This is a genomic window from Mesorhizobium sp. M1B.F.Ca.ET.045.04.1.1 (assembly GCF_003952465.1).
Lineage (GTDB): Bacteria > Pseudomonadota > Alphaproteobacteria > Rhizobiales > Rhizobiaceae > Mesorhizobium > Mesorhizobium shonense.
Window position 1 is genome coordinate 2,264,338 of the sequence record NZ_CP034448.1, and the last position, 15,489, is coordinate 2,279,826.

Here is a 15,489-nt window from a genome sequence, read left to right on the forward strand (position 1 = left end):
TTGATCGATAATGCGCTTACATTCGTTCGCCGGGCAATTGGCTTGCCTGTTTCACCCAGGAGACGAACTGCGCTTCGTCGAGTTGGTCGTCCTCATGGATGTGAAGATAGCGCGTGTCCTTGCTCTTGGATTCGCCGGGCGGCACCGGCCTGAGCGACAGGCCGCGAAAGAAGGCCACCTTGATGTATCCGGTGAAACAGTGGATGCCGAGGAACCAGCCTTCGCCTTCCATCCCGTAAAACGGCGAGTTCCATTTCACGGCCTTCTCAGCCTGCGGAACGGCCTGCATGATCAGTTGGTCGAGCCGGCGGCCGACCTCGCTCTTCCAGCCCGGCATCGCCGCGATATAGGCCTGCACGGGGGCGTCGCCATAGCCCTTGGCGATCTGCGGGTTGCCGCCTGAAAGCAGGACGGGTTTCGCGTCCGCGGGCCTGGCTTCTGAAGGCTTGGCGGCAACCTTCGGCGATTTCGCCTTCGCCATCAGGCCGATCCTATGCGCTCGCGCGCCGGCTCGCCGCGCCATTTGACGGCATAGGGCAGCACGAACATATAGAGGCCGCTGAACAGCAGCAGGAAAAGCGGCAGGAGCGGCGAATAGACCACCCAGGCGGGCGGCTCGCCCAATGCCATGGCGACGAAGTTGGCGATGACGGTCGCGGTAAAGATGATCGACAACCAGCGATGCAACTGCCTGATCCACTTGCTCCAGTCCAATGCTGCCTCCTTTTGAAAAGCGAATGAAACGCCGGCCTTACCAGCGCGCCAGCTGGGTGATCTGGATGAGATTGCCGCAGGTGTCGTTGAGCTGCGCGATGGTCGAACCGGTCACCGCGGTCGGCGCCATGGCGAAGCTGCCGCCATTCGCCGTGATGCGCTCGTGGTCGCCCTTGATGTCGTCGGTGAACAGCATGAGCGCCGGCTGGCCTTGCTTGAAGATGGCCTGCTGGTAGGTCCTGGCCGCCGGATTGTCGTTCAGCGCCAGCTGCAGCTCGGTCCCGTCCGGGTCGTCGGGTGAGGCGACCGTCAGCCAGCGAAACGGCCCGTTGGTGAAATCGGCTTTCTTGGTGAAGCCCAGCACATCCGTGTAGAAGCCAAGAGCCTTCTCCTGATCGTCGACATAGACGCTGGTCAGCTTGATCTTCATGGCATGTCTCCATTGATCGCGCCTGCGGTTTGCCGTCCGCCAGGCAGTTTGCGCTTTTTTGAACCTTGCGGCGGACTTCAATCGATCCGCAAAAGCACCTGTTCCAGGGCTGCGAAGTACCTCTTCCAGCCTACCGTAGCGCCGCGGTAATACGGCTCCTGATCGGTCCGGAATCCCACCTGCTCCATGCGCAGATGAGTGCCCATACCCGTCGGGGTGAGCGTCCAGGTGACGATGCTTTCCAGGTCCTTGGTGTCCCACGTGTAGGACAGCGTTTTGTTGGGCTCGACCGTCTGGACCTGGCACTCGACGCCGCCCCAGTCCGCGCTCAGATTGAAGCGATGGTCCACGACCGGCTTGAAGTTGTTCTTCATCAGCCACTCCTCGATGAGATGCGGTTGGGTGAGCGCGCGCCAGATCTTTTCCGGCGGATAAGGAATCTCGCGCTCGACGACGACGGAGCGCGTTCCGGCCGGCACTTCATTCATTGGTCCATCCTTTTGAGCAGATCCTCGAGATCGTCGAACCGGCTCTCCCAAAACCCCGCCATCTGACGCGTCCAGTCCATCAGCGGCGCCAACGCGGCAAGCTGCGCGCTGTAATGCGTCTGGCGTCCCTCATGGCGGTCGCGCACCAGCCCGGCTTCCTTCAGCAGGCCGAGATGCTTCGACACCGCCGGCTGCGAGACCCCGGCCTCAGCCGTCAGCGCGCCGACCGTCTGCTCGCCTTGACGGCACAGACGCTCAAAAATGGCGCGCCTTGTCGGATCGGCAAGCGTTCGAAAGAGCATATCATGCGTGGCCGGCATCTTGATCAATAACTCATTGGCTATTGATTGATCTATAACCATTGAGATATGTGTGAGTCAAGCGGATGTCTGGCTGTGAGCCGGCGTGCTCTCGAACCTAGCTAGCGGCACCCGCGTTGAGGCTTGCCTCCTCCAGCATGGATGCGTCCTCGCCGAATGCCCGGGTGGCGCGCGCGGCTGCCTCGATCAACGGGCGCTTCATGCGCTCGAGAAAAGCCGCGTCGACCCGCGTGCTCGGGCCGGAGAGCGTCAGCGCGCCGACCAATGTCCGCCCCGGTCCGAACACTGGCGCAGAGACGCCCGCCGTCTGCGGATCGCGATCGCCGAGCGAGATGTAATTGTAGGTCTCGCGGATCGTCTCGTAGGGCTCGCCCGGTTGACCCGAGAAGGCGGCGAGAACGCGGCCACCGGAGCCCGCAAGCAAAGGCAGCACGTCGCCTTCCCGTATCGTGTAGCGGATCGGGTGCTTGGATTCGACCCGGTAGAGGCAGGTGCGCACGTCGCCCGAGCGGACATAGAAGGCGACGCTTTCCCAGCTCCGCTCGGAGAGGTCGCGCATGATCGGCAGCAGGATTTCCATCGCCACGACCGAACGCTGGTAGAGCGCGCCAAGCCGGAAGCTGGCGGGCCCGATGCGGTAGCGTCCGTCCTCGAGGCGCTCCAGCAATTGCCCGCGCATCAGCGAGTTGGCCAGCCGCAGGATCGTGCTCTTGTAGAGGCCGGTGCGGGCCGCGATCTCGGCGAGGCCAAGCGACCGGTCAGCGGTGGTGAACGCGTTGAGGATGGAGATGGCGCGGTCAAGCGCGGCAACGCCGTCGGACGATGTCGGACTGGAAGGTGTATTTTTCATCCCGATGATGATTTCATGTGATCGTTCAGTCCAGGCAGGCCCGGACGAAGAGATTTAGTCCGGATAGACGTGTTCTGTCTAGTAGAATGCCATTCCCGTTGACAGAACGCGGTAACATCTGCTTGAACTCGAAATGCGGGTCTGTACTCAGGCCACGTCTTGGCAGGCACCGGAGGAGGTGTCGTGATTTGGAGGAATCCCATGCTGAACAGACGCAGATTCTTGACGAGCACCGCCGCCGGCTTCGCGGCTTTGCATTTCGCACCCGCCTTTGCGCAGGACACCCCGCAGATCCAGATCTTCGTGCCGGCGGCGCCCGGCGGCGGCTGGGACCAGACCGCGCGCACGATCGACCAGGTGCTGCGCTCCGAAAAGCTGATCTCCGGCTCGCAGATCACCAATGTCGGCGGCGCCGGCGGCACGGTCGGCCTGCCGCAATTCGTCAACCAGTGGAAGGGCAAGGGCAATTCGCTGATGGTCGCCGGCATGGTCATGGTCGGCGCCATCATCGCCAACAAGGCCGCCAATAATCTCACCGAAGTCACGCCGATCGCGCGCCTCACCGGCGAGTTCGAGGCGCTGGTGGTGCCGGCAGCCTCGCCGTTCAAGACGGCTAATGATTTCGTCGCCGCGCTGAAGGAGGATCCGACCAAGGTTCCGGTCGCCGGCGGTTCGGCCGGCGGCTCCGACCACATCCTGTTCGGCCTGATCGCCAAGACGGCCGGCGTGCCGGCTGCAAACCTGTCCTATGTGCCTTTCGCCGGCGGCGGCGAGGCGCTGTCGGCGCTGCTCGGCAACCAGGTCGCCGCCGGCATCTCCGGCTATGGCGAGTTCTCCGAGCAGATCAAGGCGGGCGCGCTCAGGCTGCTGGCGATCTCGTCCGACAAGCGCCAGGAGGGCATCGACGCGCCGACGTTGAAGGAAGCCGGCATCGATGTCGAATTGTTCAACTGGCGCGGCGTCTTTGCCCCGCCCGGCGTTTCCGACGACGACAAGGCGGCGATGATCAAGCTGGTCGAGACCATGGCCAAGAGCGACGCCTGGGCGACCGAGTGCAAGAACCGAAACTGGACGCCGATCCTTTTGACCGGCGACGACTACGCCAAGTTCGTCACCGAAGACACCGCCCGGATCGGCGCCATCCTCAAGGATCTCGGCCTCGCCTGAGCTCTGGCCGGCGCAATGTCCGAAGGGGGCCTGGCTCCCTTCGGAACAGCATGGACAGATGATCGAGCAGCATTGAGACTGCGGCGATGCCGGCAGTGGAAGGCCGGCCTTCCGGGGAGGAGATCATGAGCACCAGCGACCAGCAGGCGTCACCGCCGCGCCTTGCCATACCCGAATTGTTGATCGGCGCCGGGCTTCTCGCCTGCGCCGGCGCCGTTGCCTGGCAGACCCTGGCGATCCCGGTGTCGCCGCTCTACTCCAAGGTTGGCCCAAGGATCTTCCCCTACATCACCATGGCCGGGATGATCCTGCTTTCCCTGCTGCTCATCCTGGCCGCTGTTCGCGGCGGCTGGCAACCCGAGGAAGAGAAGGAAACGCCGACCGACTGGAAGGGGATGGGCTTCGTGGTCGCGGGCCTCGTCGCCAATCTTCTGCTCATCCAGCCGCTCGGCTTCACCGCCGCCTCGGTGATCATGTTCGTGCTGGTCTGCTTCGGCTTCGGCAGCCGGCATCCGCTGCGCGACGCGCTGCTCGGCCTGGTATTGGCGCTGGCAGCCTATTTCGGCTTCGCCCGGGCGCTCGGCGTCAACATCGGCACGGGTTTCATCGAGAACCAGCTCAACACGCTGATCAACGCCGTCGTCGGCCTGGTAAGGGGCTGACGCAATGGACACGCTCGGCTATCTCGCGCACGGATTTGCGGTCGCTTTCACGCCGACCAATCTGTTGTGGTGCCTGCTCGGCACGACGCTCGGAACCGCGATCGGCGTGCTGCCCGGCCTCGGGCCGGCGCTGACCATCGCGTTGCTCCTGCCGATCACCTACCAGGTGGCGCCGGAAGCTTCCTTCATCCTGTTTGCCGGCATCTATTACGGGGCCATGTATGGCGGCTCGACGACGTCGATCCTGCTCAACACGCCCGGCGAAAGCGCCACCATCGTCACCGCGCTCGAAGGCAACCGGATGGCGCGTTCGGGGCGCGGCGGCGCGGCGCTTGCGACCTCGGCGCTCGGCTCCTTCGTCGCCGGCACCATCGGCACGCTGGGCGTCGCCTTCCTGGCGCCGATCGTGGTCAAGTTTGCGCTTGCCTTCGGGCCGGCCGAGTATTTCTCGCTGATGGTGCTCGCCTTCATCACGGTGTCGGCGGTGCTCGGCTCGTCATCGGTGCGGGGGCTGACCAGCCTGTTCGTCGGCTTCGTCATCGGCATGATCGGCGTCGACCTGCAGACCGGGCAGCCGCGCTTCACTTTCGGCATGGGCGAATTGCTCGACGGCGTCGACGTCATCGTCGTCGCGGTCGGCCTGTTCGCGGTCGGCGAGACGCTCTACATGGCCTCGCGCCGCTATGCCGGCAAGGACGAGATCGTGCCGCTGAAAGGCTCGCTCTACATGACGGCTGCGGAATGGGCACGCTCGTGGAAGCCGTGGCTCAGGGGTGCCGCGATCGGCTTCCCGATCGGTGCGATGCCGGCCGGCGGCGCCGAGATCCCGACCTTCCTTTCCTATGCCATCGAGAAGAAGCTCTCCAAGCACAAGGAGGAGTTCGGCACGGTCGGCGCCATCGAAGGCGTCGCCGGACCCGAGGCCGCCAACAACGCGTCCGCCGCCGGCGTCCTGGTGCCGATGCTGACGCTCGGCCTGCCGACCTCGGCGACCGCCGCGATCATGCTCTCGGCATTCCAGAGCTACGGCATCAATCCTGGGCCGCTGCTGTTGACGACGCAGGCCAATCTCGTCTGGGGCCTGATCGCCAGCCTGTTCATCGCCAACGTCATCCTGGTCATCCTCAACTTGCCGCTGATCGGCCTCTGGGTGCGTTTGCTGAAAATCCCGGCGCCGCAGCTCTATGCCGGCATCCTGGTGTTCGCCACCGTCGGCACCTACGGCATCTCGCAGTCGCCGATCGATCTCGTTATCCTTTATCTTCTGGGGGCTGCCGGCTTCCTGATGCGGCGCTTCGATTTCCCGACCGCGCCGGTCATCATCGGCATGATCCTCGGGCCGCTCGCCGAAACGCAGTTCCGCCGGGCAATGACGATCGCCAATGGCGACTGGACCGTGTTCTACCGGCATCCGCTGTCGCTGACGCTGTTGACGCTGGCCTTCATCGGTCTGGTCGGGCCGCATATCTGGGCCTGGATCGAACACCGGCGCATGCGTGGGCCGGAGCATGTGCCTGGCGATGCCTGATCGATTTGGAGCATCATGACAGACCTGCTTTCCGGCATCCGCGTCCTCGACCTCACCAACGTGCTGGCAGGCCCTTACTGCGCCTACCAGCTGGCGCTGCTCGGCGCCGACGTCATCAAGGTCGAGGCACCGCCGGGCGGCGATCTGGCGCGCCAGCTCGGCGCCTCGCCGCAACTCAACCAGGCCGGCATGGGCGCATCGTTCCTGGCGCAGAACGCCGGCAAACGATCGGTCGTGCTCGACTTGAAGAAGGCGCAAGACCGCGACCGTTTCCTCGATCTCGTCGCCACGTCGGACGCGCTGGTTGAGAATTTCCGGCCGGGCGTCATGGATCGCCTCGGCCTGGGTCATGAAAAGCTCAAGGAAGTCCGGCCGAGCCTCGTTTATTGCGCGATATCCGGGTTCGGCCAGACCGGCCCGATGCGCGGCAACCCGGCCTATGACCAGATCATCCAGGGATTGTCGGGGATCATGAGCATCACCGGCACGCCGGAGACCGCGCCGCTGCGTGTCGGCTATCCCGTGGCCGACACGCTGGGCGGGCTGGTGGGGGCCTTTGCGATTGCCGCCGCGCTTGTCAGGCAGAAGACCAGCGGCGAGGGTGCCTTCCTCGACGTCTCGATGCTCGAATGCACGCTGTCGGCGCTGGGCTGGCCGGTATCGAACTACCTGACGGCCGGCGTCGAGCCGCAGCCCATGGGCAATGAAAACATGACGGCCGCGCCCTCCGGCGCGTTCCGCACCGGCGAGGGACTGCTCAACATCGCCGCCAACAAGCAGGAGCAGTTCGTCACGCTTTGCGGGCTGATCGGCCGGCCGGAACTGGCCTCCGATCCACGTTTCGCCGAACGCGAAAGGCGTAAGCAGAACCGGGCCGCATTGAAGACGCTGATCGAGGAAGCGCTTGCCGGCGCTCCGGCCGCCGCCTGGGAAGAAAAGCTCAACCGCGCGGGCGTACCGGCGGGACGGGTGCTAACGATCCCAGAGGTGCTCGAGGAACGCCAGGTGACGGAGCGCGGCATGGCAACCCGCTTCGCGGATGTGCAAGGCATGGACAAGCCGCTGACGGTGGTGCGCGGCGGCTTCATGGTCGATGGCGATGCACCCATGCCCGCCGGACCGCCGCCGCGGCTTGGCGAGCATATGGACGAGGTTTTCGCCGCGTTGCCGGCCCGCGACAAGACAAGGGCGCGGGCATGAGCGGTACGGAGAAAAAGACTGGCCGCGAGCGCGGCGAGGAATGGTGGCGGACCGGCCTCATCGAGATGCGGCCCGGCGTCATCCGGCTGCGCGGCTACGAAATCCAGGATCTCATCGGCCGCGTCAGTTTTCCGGCGATGATCTGGCTGATGCTGCGCGGCGAATTGCCGAGCGAGCAGCAGGCAGAACTGCTCGGGATCGCGCTGGGTGCGGCCGTCGACCACGGGCCGCAGGCGCCGTCGATCGCGATCGCGCGCATGGCCGCGACCTGCGGCGTCGGCATCAACAACGCCATGGCCTCCGCCATCAATGTGCTGGGCGACGTGCATGGCGGCGCCGGCGAACAGGCGCTCACCTTTTATGGCGACATCGCCGCGGCAGTGGACCAGGGCGCGACGCTTGCCGATGCGGTGTCGGCGCGGCTCGACCGTTTCTTCGCCGAGGAAAAAGGCTATGTGCCGGGTCTCGGCCATCGCTTCCATCCGATCGACCCGCGCGTGCCGCGCCTCATCGAACTGACGCGCAATTTCGCCGCGCGTGGGATCGTCAGCGGTCGCTTCGCCGACATAGCCGAGGCGATCGAGGCGGAGGTCGCAACACGCAAGGGCAAGACGATCCCGCTCAATATCGATGGCGCCACCGCCGTCATCTATGGCGAGCTTGGCTTCCCGCCGGCACTGACGCGCGGCCTGTTCGTGCTGTCGCGTTCGGTCGGCATCCTGGCGCATGCCTGGGAGCAATCGCAGGAGGCAGATCGCAACAAAGGTCCGCTGCCAAGGGAATGGCTGTGGGCCTATACCGGCACACCGGTACGGCCCTTTCCCGGCGACTCCGAATAGGGCATCCTGTCAGGCCGGCTCGGTCGTTGGGACCGTCAAATCCCTCAGAAGGGTCGAAAGCTCCGGCTCGTCGATGAGCAGAGCCGCATCGGCCGCCGGCAGCCAGGCGCGTTGCCGGTTCGCTGCTTCCCGCCAGTCGGCCATTTCCTCGGTGACCTCAAGCAGGTAGACGACCACGTCGACGCGGACGAAACGGTTGGCCATCCGCTTCCAGTAGGAGTAGCCGCCGGCGGGTTGCTTCAGCGCCTTGCCAAGCACGCCGGCTTCTTCCTGAGCCTCGATCATGGCTGCCTTGCGCCCGCTCTTGCCTTTCATCGGCCAGCCCTTGGGCACGATGAAGCGCCTGGTCGTGCGCGACGTGACCAACAACACGTCGAGGTTGCCGCCCTCGCTCACACGAAAGGGGATGGCCGCCACCTGGCGGATCCGCTCCCCCTTCTTTGCCCTGCGTACCGCTTTCTTCTTGGCTGTTGCCATCCCAAAATCCGATAAGAGCAGCATTCACACCGGGCGCTGTCCGCGCACGGCAAAATCCTGCCCTTGCAAACCCTAGAGCAGTTCATCGTTTCACGGAAACGCTGAACTGCTCTAACTATTTGTTTTTACGCAATTCCGGACGGAAAACCGTTATACACTTTCCTGGAATTGCTCTAAAACCGTCACCCTTGCAATCCCGGCTTTCGCCAGCAAGTAAGTCGGCTAAATAAACCGAAAAAAGCCGGATGTCAGCGGCAAACCCGCGAAATCGTGGTGCCGATCACTTGGGACTGGCAATTCTGCTTGACAATCGGCACTTCGGGGCGGGGCTTCGGCACGACCTGCCGGTCCTGCTCGCGATAAAACTGCTGCTGTTGCTGGAACTGCTGTCGCTGCAGCTGGTTCCGCAGCGCCTGCAGTTCGTTCTGCTGGATCAGGGCGTTACGGTTTGTCGGGATGACGACCTGGGCCGAGGCATGGAAAGCGGTGCCCGACAACACAGCAGTCGCCACAGCTGCCGATATCAAAACCGCCGAGAGGCGAGGATGAGACATCGTGTCCTTCCCGCATGAAACCAAAACCTCACCCAATATAGGGTGTTTGTCCGGATGTGCCATGGTCCAAGGCTGGGATGCGGCTAGTCGATCGATTGTCATGCCAAAGAAAATCCGGCTGGCGAACCAGCATTGCGCTTGACGGGAGCGGTGGTTTCGCCGCTCTATCGCGCGGCCTAGTGGACGGGCCGGGGTCAAGAGGAATTCCATGAGAAGCAGGTACAAATTGTCCGTCGCGATGTTGGTCGTAGCTGGTGTCGTCGGCCTGCCGGCGCTCGCCGCGCAGAACAAGGGCGACAAGGTCGCGCCGGCCGCCAGCCAACCAGCCGACGCCGCGGCCAAGCCGCAGCTGCCGGGCGGCGCTTCGGCGCTGTCGGAGACGCATGGCGACTGGACGGTCAACTGCCAGGTCACCGGCACGAACAAGCTGTGCAGCCTGTCGCATCAGCAGTTCAACAAGCAAAGCGGACAGCGCCTGCTGGCTATCGAGTTGACGACCAAGACCGGCCAGGACGCCATGGGCACGCTGGCGCTGCCCTTCGGGCTGGCTTTGGCCAACGGCATCTCGCTCGAGGCCGACGACAAGAAGTTGGAAGGAACCCTGCAGTTCAACACGTGCCAGGCCGTGGGCTGCCTGGTGCCGGTGGCGTTCGATGCCGACACCGCCTCACAGCTGCAGAACAGCACCACGCTGAAAATCAACGCCACGGCCGCGGACACGATGCAGCCGGTCGCCTTCACCATCTCGCTCAACGGATTCGCCAGCGCGCTCGCCAGGACGGCGGACCTGTCGGCGGACTAAAGCAGATCGCGTGAAAAAGGATTCACGCGACCTGCTTTAGGTTTTGATTTTAAGCATGTCTTCGTCCCGAAACCGGGCCCACTTTCGGGAGACATGCTTTAGTTTCGTCGGGACCGCCGGCATGTGTTGGCGGATCCGGAGATTTGCTGAAACGCCTATCGCTTCGTCGTCCTATGGTCTGCGCCGCGTCGCTTCGCGTCGCTCCGCCCTAGGATTGTTTGAGAAGGATCGGGTAGTTTGGCGGCCGGGACTGCGGCCCATCACAGCCAGCAGTCCCGGCGGCAGGCGACCGCCCTTAGGACCGGGTAACACCCGACGTCATCATGGTCCCTGCCGCCTTTGTCCGCCATCGCTTGGAGAGTTGATTGGCCGCTGGCCTGAGCCACGCCCGCAAACAATCCGAAGCCTTTAGAAGGATACCACCAGCATGGCCTTCTTGCATCAACAACCGCAATTGTGCCTCGGCTTCGACATCGCCAAGGACACCATCACCGTCTGTGACGGCGCCACCACCCGCACCATCGCCAATCAGCGGCGCGCCATCCGTGCCTTGCTCAAGAGCTACAAACACATCGACCTTGTCGTGTGCGAGCCGACCGGAGGTCATGAAAGCCTGCTGCTCGAGGAGTGCCTGCGCGCCGGCATCGCCTGCCACCGCGCCGACACGCTCAAGGTCAAGAGCTTCATCCGCTCCTTCGGCACGCACGGCAAGAGCGACGCCATCGATGCCCGCATGCTTTGGGCCTACGGCCGTGAGCGCTGGGCAAAACTGTCGCTTTGGCAGGCTCCGGATGCCGATGCGACCCGCCTGCGCGCCCTGGTCCGGCGCCGCCAGGAGCTTATGGCCTTCAGGGGCGCCGAGAAGAACCGCGCCAAGGCACCTGGCGATTACGACCTCGCCAGATCCTTCAAGGTCGTGACTAAAGTCCTCGAGCGCGAGATCCAGGTCATCGATGCCGCGATCCGCGAGCTGATTGCCAACAGCAGCACTCTCAAGCACCGGGCAGCCATCTGCACGGCCATGGACAGTCTCGGCCCGATCGTGGCGGCCAAGCTGCTCGCCATCCTGCCCGAGCTCGGCTCCATGACACGCCGCAAGGCGGCAGCCCTTGCCGGCCTCGCGCCGCACCCAAACGACAGCGGCCAAAAACACGGCTACCGCAAAATCCGTGGCGGACGACCAGAGATCAGGAGCATGCTCTACATGCCCGCGTTGCACGCCGCTGCCGGAAGGGGCGAGTTCGCAGCCTTCTACAAACGCCTCCGCGCCAACGGCAAAAAGCCAATGGTGGCCATCGCCGCCGTCATGCGAAAGATCATCGTCACCCTAAACGCTAGGCTCAGAGACGCCGCCATTCCTCAGAGTTGATGACGACCTTGAGATGCTTCGGCCAACCGTCACGGTTTTGCGTCAGCTACTCCACCTCACGCAGCCGATAGCCGACGCCTGTCTCGGTGATGATGTAGCGTGGCTGGTCCGGCGTCTTCTCGATCTTCTGCCTCAACTGGCGGACATAGACCCTGAGATATTGCACGTCGGTCGAGTCGTTCCAGATCTGCTTCATCAGGAACTGGTGGGTCAGCACCTTGCCGGCATACTGTACGAGCATGCGCAGGATGTCGTATTCCTTCGGCGATAGTTTTACTTCCTTGCCCTCGACCTTGACGATGCGTTTGACGAGGTCGACGGAGAGATCGCCCGTTTGAAAAACCGGCTTCTCGCCCTGCTGCTGGAATTTGTGGCGCAGCGCCACACGGATGCGGGCGACGAGCTCGTTCATGCCGAAGGGTTTTGTCACATAGTCGTCGGCACCGAGCTCGAGCGCCTGGACGATGCCGGCCTCGTCGGTCCGGCTCGACAGGATGACCACCGGAATGTCGAGGCCGTCGTTGCGCCATTTGCCGAGCAGCTCGAGGCCGGTCATGCCGGGCAAGCCGAGGTCGAGCAGGATCAGGTCGGGCGGCTGCGCCTCAATGAGTTCGATCGCGGCCTTGGCATTCGGCGCCTCCGATACGGCATAGCCCTGGCTGCCAAGGCCGACGCGCAGCAGCTTGCGGATCGGCGGCTCGTCGTCGACGACCAGGATGCTGACGTTCGGATTGGTCATGCGGCGTCATCCGTTTTGGCGACGGTCAGGTTCGGAATTGCTTCCGGCACGGGCATGCGGATGGTGAAGATCGCGCCCGGCCGGTCGGTGCGGTTAGCCGCCGAAATCGCGCCGCCCATGGCCTCGATGAAGCCGCGGCTGATCGACAGGCCGAGGCCCGTGCCGGCGCGGACCTGATCGCGCTTGCGGACGCGGTAGAAGGTGTCGAAGATCCGCTCGAGGTCGCCGGGCGGAATGCCCGGGCCCTCATCCATGACCTGCAGGATGACGGACCCATTGTCGAGCCAGCCTTGCAGGCGGATGGCCGAGCCGGGCGGCGCATATTTGGCGGCATTGTCGAGAAGGTTGAACAGCGCCTGCTCGAACAGAACGGGGTCGAGGCGCAGCATCGGCAGGTCCGGCGGAATGTCGGTGTCGATCCGGTGCTCACCGGTGATCTTTCGCGCTCGATCGAGCGCCGAGCCGACGATGTCGCCGATATAATGGAGAGCGTAGTTCGGCTCCATGGCGCCAGACTCGATCTTGGTCATGTCGAGCAGGTTGGTGATGAAGCGGTTCAGTCGCTCCGACTCATCGACCACGGTCGACAGAAGGTCCGCGCGGTCCTTTTCGGGAAGGGCGGCGGCGTATTCCCGCAGCGTGCCGGCCGCGCCCATGATGGCGGCAAGCGGCGTCTTCAGGTCATGCGAGATCGAGGTGAGCAGCGCCGTGCGCAGCCGGTCCGCTTCCGCCGCGAGCCTGGCGCGGTCGACATCGGCAACGAGCTGGATGCGCTCGATGGCGACCGCCGCCTGATCGGCAAGCGCATCGAGAAGACGCTGCTGCTCGGGCGTCAGCAGCGGTCCCTGCCTGTCGTTGTCGAGGCCTACAACGCCGATGGCGGTGCGCCCCGTCCGCAAGGGGAGATAGAGCCGCTTGGCGCCGGGCAGCGTATCGGCGCCGCGGCCGGCCGGGCGGTCGTGCTCCCAGGCCCAGCGGGCGGCCGCGATGTCGGCCTCGGCCAGCGTGTCGTCCGGCGGGTAGCCGGCCTTGACGGTGATGGTGCCGTTTTCGGGCAGAAGCAGCACCACGCGCACTTTCAGCATCGAGGCGATCTGGAAGGCGGTGGCCCAGAGAACGTCGTCGAGCGTGCCGGCGCCGGCGAGCTTCCTCGAGAAGGAGTAGATGTCCTCGGTTGCACGTGCGCGCGAACGGGCGGCGACCGCCTGGCGCTGCACGCGGGCGGTCAGATTGCTGGCGATGACGGCGACAACGAGGAAGACGGCAAAGGCGACGATGCTCTCAGGGTCCCTGATCGTCAGCGTGTAGCGCGGCTCGAGAAAGAAGAAGTTGAAGGCAAGCGCGCTCAGGAAACAGGCATAGAGCGCCGGCCACAGCCCGAAGGTCACCGCCGATGTCAGCACCGCCAAGAGCAGGACGCTGGCAAGATTGCGAACATCGAAGAACTGGTCGAGAACGGTGCTGACGGCCAACCCACCGGCGACATAAGCCGTGGAGAACAAATAGGGCCAGATCTGGAAAGGCTTCTGCTCGGCCGCTGCCTTCACCTTCGCGGCCGGCGTCTGTGCGTCGCGTTCGGTTCCCGAAATGACGTGGACGCTGATGTCGCCGGCATTGCGGATCAGATCGTAGGTGAGCGAGCCCTCGATCAGTTCCCGCCAGCGCGAGCGGGTCGGCCTGCCGATGACGATATGGGTGAAGTTGTTCGCCGTCGCGTGGCGCACGATGTCCTGGGCGACGTTCTGGCCCGGGATGGTCGCCACCTCGGCGCCGAGCTGCTCGGCCAGGCGCAGGTTGGTCGCCAGCCGGTCCTTGTCCTCTTCCGACGTGCCGGCAAGGCGAGGCGTATCGACATGCAGCGCCGCCCAGGGGGCGCGCAGCCGATCGGCCAGCCGGCGAGCGTAGCGGATGCGGGCGGCTCCGCCCGGACGCGAGTCGATGCAGACAAGGACGCGTTCGCCGGCAGCCCACGGTCCCGGAATGGCGTGGGACTGCATGTGATTGAGCAGCTGCTCGTCGACGCGCTGGGCGGTGCGCCTCAGCGCCAGCTCGCGAAGCGCCGTCAGATTGCCCGGCGAGAAATAGTTCTCGATCGCGCGCTGGGCAGTTTGAGGGAAATAGACCTTGCCTTCCTGCAGCCGCTGGATCAGGTCGTCGGGGGTGAGGTCGATGACCTCGATATCGTCGGCCTCGTCGATGATGGAATCGGGAACGGTCTCGCGCACCCTGACGCGGGTGATCTGCGCCACGACGTCGTTCAGGCTTTCGACATGCTGGATGTTGAGCGTGGTGTAGACGTCGATGCCTTGCGACAGGATTTCCTGCACATCGAGGTAGCGCTTGGGGTGGCGGCTGCCGGGCGCGTTGGTGTGGGCGAGCTCGTCGACCAGGACCAATGCCGGACGCCGTTTCAGGATGGCGTCGATATCCATCTCCTCGAGAGCGCGGCCTCTGTACTCGACCCCGCGGCGCGGGATCACCTCGTAGCCGTCGACCAGCGCCTGGGTCTCCTTGCGGCCGTGCGTCTCGACGACGCCGATGACGACGTCGATGCCGTCGGCGCGGCGGGCACGGCCCGCCATCAGCATCTCGTAGGTCTTGCCGACACCGGGCGCGGCGCCGAGGAATATGCGCAGCCGGCCGCGGCCCTCCCGCTCGGCATGCTCGAGCAGCGCGTCGGGAGATGGTCTGTTCTCGGGGTTGGTCCTGTCGTCCGGCATCAAGTCCAATCATGAATTGCGCCGGGGATCGTGTCGATCCCCGGCGCGGGTGCTGATTATTTCAGGTCGTCGAGCGCGAGATTGAGCGCCAGCACATTGACCACGGGCTCGCCCATGAAGCCCAGCTCGCGCTCCTCGATATGGCTGTCGACGAGGGATTTCACCTTGGCTTCGTCGATGCCCCGGGCCTTGGCAATCCGTGGCACCTGGAAATGGGCGGCTTCCGGGCTGATGTCAGGGTCGAGGCCGCTTCCGGAAGTGGTGACGAGGTCCATCGGCACCGGCGCGTTCGGGTTTTCGGCCTTCAACTTGTCGGCATCGCCCTTGATGCGCTCGATCAGCTTCGGATTGGTCGGACCGAGATTCGAGCCGCTGGAAGAGGCGGCGTTGTATCCGTCGCCGGCTGCCGACGGCCGGCCGTGGAAATAGCGGTCGCCGGCGAAGGCCTGGCCGATCAGTTCGGAGCCGATGATCTTGCCGTCCTTTTCGATCAGGCTGCCATTGGCCTGTTTGGGAAACAGCGCCTGCGCGATGCCGGTCATGCCGATCGGATAGATGAGGCCGGCAAGCACCGTGAAAAAGACGATCATGACAAAAGCGGGTCTGAGTTGCTTGAACATCGGAATAGAT

The 15,489-nt window shown here is 64.4% G+C and carries 18 protein-coding genes; 7 read left to right on the plus strand and 11 right to left on the minus strand.

Features of this window, described 5'->3' with window-relative positions; translation table 11 throughout:
* Nucleotides 1–16 precede the first annotated feature (16 nt).
* The 6 genes from EJ071_RS11110 to EJ071_RS11135 all read right to left on the minus strand — a co-directional run bounded on the left by EJ071_RS11110 (nucleotide 17) and on the right by EJ071_RS11135 (nucleotide 2,802).
* Nucleotides 17–481, minus strand: a complete 465-nt coding sequence (locus EJ071_RS11110) for a DUF1801 domain-containing protein (protein ID WP_126097906.1) — start codon at nucleotides 479–481, stop codon at nucleotides 17–19.
* Nucleotides 481–714 carry a hypothetical protein gene (locus EJ071_RS11115; protein ID WP_126097907.1) on the minus strand — a complete coding sequence of 78 codons (234 nt, stop codon included), beginning with the start codon at nucleotides 712–714 and terminating at the stop codon, nucleotides 481–483. Before EJ071_RS11115 ends, EJ071_RS11110 begins: the two co-directional genes overlap by 1 nt.
* 37 nt (nucleotides 715–751) lie before the next feature.
* On the minus strand, nucleotides 752–1,144 hold the full coding sequence (locus EJ071_RS11120; RefSeq protein ID WP_126097908.1) for a VOC family protein: 393 nt from the start codon (nucleotides 1,142–1,144) through the stop codon (nucleotides 752–754).
* Nucleotides 1,145–1,221: 77 nt separating this feature from the next.
* Nucleotides 1,222–1,632: an SRPBCC domain-containing protein gene (locus EJ071_RS11125; RefSeq protein WP_126097909.1), complete on the minus strand. Its 411-nt coding sequence runs from the start codon at nucleotides 1,630–1,632 to the stop codon at nucleotides 1,222–1,224.
* Complete coding sequence (locus EJ071_RS11130; RefSeq protein ID WP_126097910.1) at nucleotides 1,629–1,952, minus strand: metalloregulator ArsR/SmtB family transcription factor; 324 nt, start codon at nucleotides 1,950–1,952, stop codon at nucleotides 1,629–1,631. The genes EJ071_RS11125 and EJ071_RS11130 overlap by 4 nt, the downstream gene beginning before the upstream one ends.
* Before the next feature lie 97 nt (nucleotides 1,953–2,049).
* Nucleotides 2,050–2,802 carry an IclR family transcriptional regulator gene (locus EJ071_RS11135; RefSeq protein WP_126097911.1) on the minus strand — a complete coding sequence of 251 codons (753 nt, stop codon included), beginning with the start codon at nucleotides 2,800–2,802 and terminating at the stop codon, nucleotides 2,050–2,052.
* 201 nt (nucleotides 2,803–3,003) lie between these two features.
* Between EJ071_RS11135 and EJ071_RS11140 the strand changes: the two genes are divergently transcribed.
* The 5 genes from EJ071_RS11140 (at nucleotide 3,004) to EJ071_RS11160 (ending at nucleotide 8,198) form a co-directional block, all read left to right on the plus strand.
* Entirely contained in the window at nucleotides 3,004–3,969 is a 966-nt protein-coding gene (locus EJ071_RS11140; protein ID WP_126097912.1) for a tripartite tricarboxylate transporter substrate-binding protein, read from the plus strand.
* A 125-nt stretch (nucleotides 3,970–4,094) separates the two neighbouring features.
* A complete protein-coding gene (locus EJ071_RS11145) occupies nucleotides 4,095–4,631 on the plus strand; it encodes a tripartite tricarboxylate transporter TctB family protein (protein WP_126097913.1) in 537 nt (178 codons plus the stop codon).
* 4 nt (nucleotides 4,632–4,635) lie between these two features.
* The gene (locus EJ071_RS11150; protein ID WP_126097914.1) at nucleotides 4,636–6,159 is read left to right on the plus strand and encodes a tripartite tricarboxylate transporter permease; all 1,524 of its coding nucleotides are present in this window, start codon (nucleotides 4,636–4,638) and stop codon (nucleotides 6,157–6,159) included.
* A 15-nt stretch (nucleotides 6,160–6,174) separates the two neighbouring features.
* Complete coding sequence (locus EJ071_RS11155; RefSeq protein WP_126097915.1) at nucleotides 6,175–7,359, plus strand: CoA transferase; 1,185 nt, start codon at nucleotides 6,175–6,177, stop codon at nucleotides 7,357–7,359.
* Nucleotides 7,356–8,198 (plus strand): citryl-CoA lyase, encoded by an 843-nt coding sequence (locus tag EJ071_RS11160; RefSeq protein ID WP_126097916.1) that lies wholly within the window; start codon nucleotides 7,356–7,358, stop codon nucleotides 8,196–8,198. Before EJ071_RS11155 ends, EJ071_RS11160 begins: the two co-directional genes overlap by 4 nt.
* Before the next feature lie 9 nt (nucleotides 8,199–8,207).
* Here EJ071_RS11160 and EJ071_RS11165 read toward each other — a convergent pair whose 3' ends face one another.
* Together EJ071_RS11165 and EJ071_RS11170 are read right to left on the minus strand one after the other, a co-directional pair.
* On the minus strand, nucleotides 8,208–8,675 hold the full coding sequence (locus tag EJ071_RS11165) for an NUDIX hydrolase (RefSeq protein ID WP_126097917.1): 468 nt from the start codon (nucleotides 8,673–8,675) through the stop codon (nucleotides 8,208–8,210).
* A gap of 248 nt (nucleotides 8,676–8,923) precedes the next feature.
* The gene (locus EJ071_RS11170; RefSeq protein ID WP_320221957.1) at nucleotides 8,924–9,175 is read right to left on the minus strand and encodes a hypothetical protein; all 252 of its coding nucleotides are present in this window, start codon (nucleotides 9,173–9,175) and stop codon (nucleotides 8,924–8,926) included.
* A gap of 262 nt (nucleotides 9,176–9,437) precedes the next feature.
* Between EJ071_RS11170 and EJ071_RS11175 the strand changes: the two genes are divergently transcribed.
* Complete coding sequence (locus EJ071_RS11175; RefSeq protein ID WP_126097918.1) at nucleotides 9,438–10,031, plus strand: invasion associated locus B family protein; 594 nt, start codon at nucleotides 9,438–9,440, stop codon at nucleotides 10,029–10,031.
* A gap of 427 nt (nucleotides 10,032–10,458) precedes the next feature.
* On the plus strand, nucleotides 10,459–11,400 hold the full coding sequence (locus EJ071_RS11180) for an IS110 family transposase (protein ID WP_126097919.1): 942 nt from the start codon (nucleotides 10,459–10,461) through the stop codon (nucleotides 11,398–11,400).
* 46 nt (nucleotides 11,401–11,446) lie between these two features.
* Here EJ071_RS11180 and EJ071_RS11185 read toward each other — a convergent pair whose 3' ends face one another.
* Genes EJ071_RS11185 through kdpC form a run of 3 tightly spaced genes read right to left on the minus strand, consistent with a single transcriptional unit; the run spans nucleotide 11,447 to nucleotide 15,479 of the window.
* Nucleotides 11,447–12,139: a response regulator transcription factor gene (locus EJ071_RS11185; RefSeq protein WP_126097920.1), complete on the minus strand. Its 693-nt coding sequence runs from the start codon at nucleotides 12,137–12,139 to the stop codon at nucleotides 11,447–11,449.
* On the minus strand, nucleotides 12,136–14,859 hold the full coding sequence (locus tag EJ071_RS11190) for a sensor histidine kinase KdpD (RefSeq protein ID WP_126097921.1): 2,724 nt from the start codon (nucleotides 14,857–14,859) through the stop codon (nucleotides 12,136–12,138). Before EJ071_RS11190 ends, EJ071_RS11185 begins: the two co-directional genes overlap by 4 nt.
* A 56-nt stretch (nucleotides 14,860–14,915) precedes the next feature.
* Nucleotides 14,916–15,479, minus strand: coding sequence for a potassium-transporting ATPase subunit KdpC (gene kdpC, locus EJ071_RS11195; RefSeq protein WP_126097922.1), 564 nt, complete (start codon nucleotides 15,477–15,479; stop codon nucleotides 14,916–14,918).
* Between the last annotated feature and the right edge of the window lie 10 nt (nucleotides 15,480–15,489).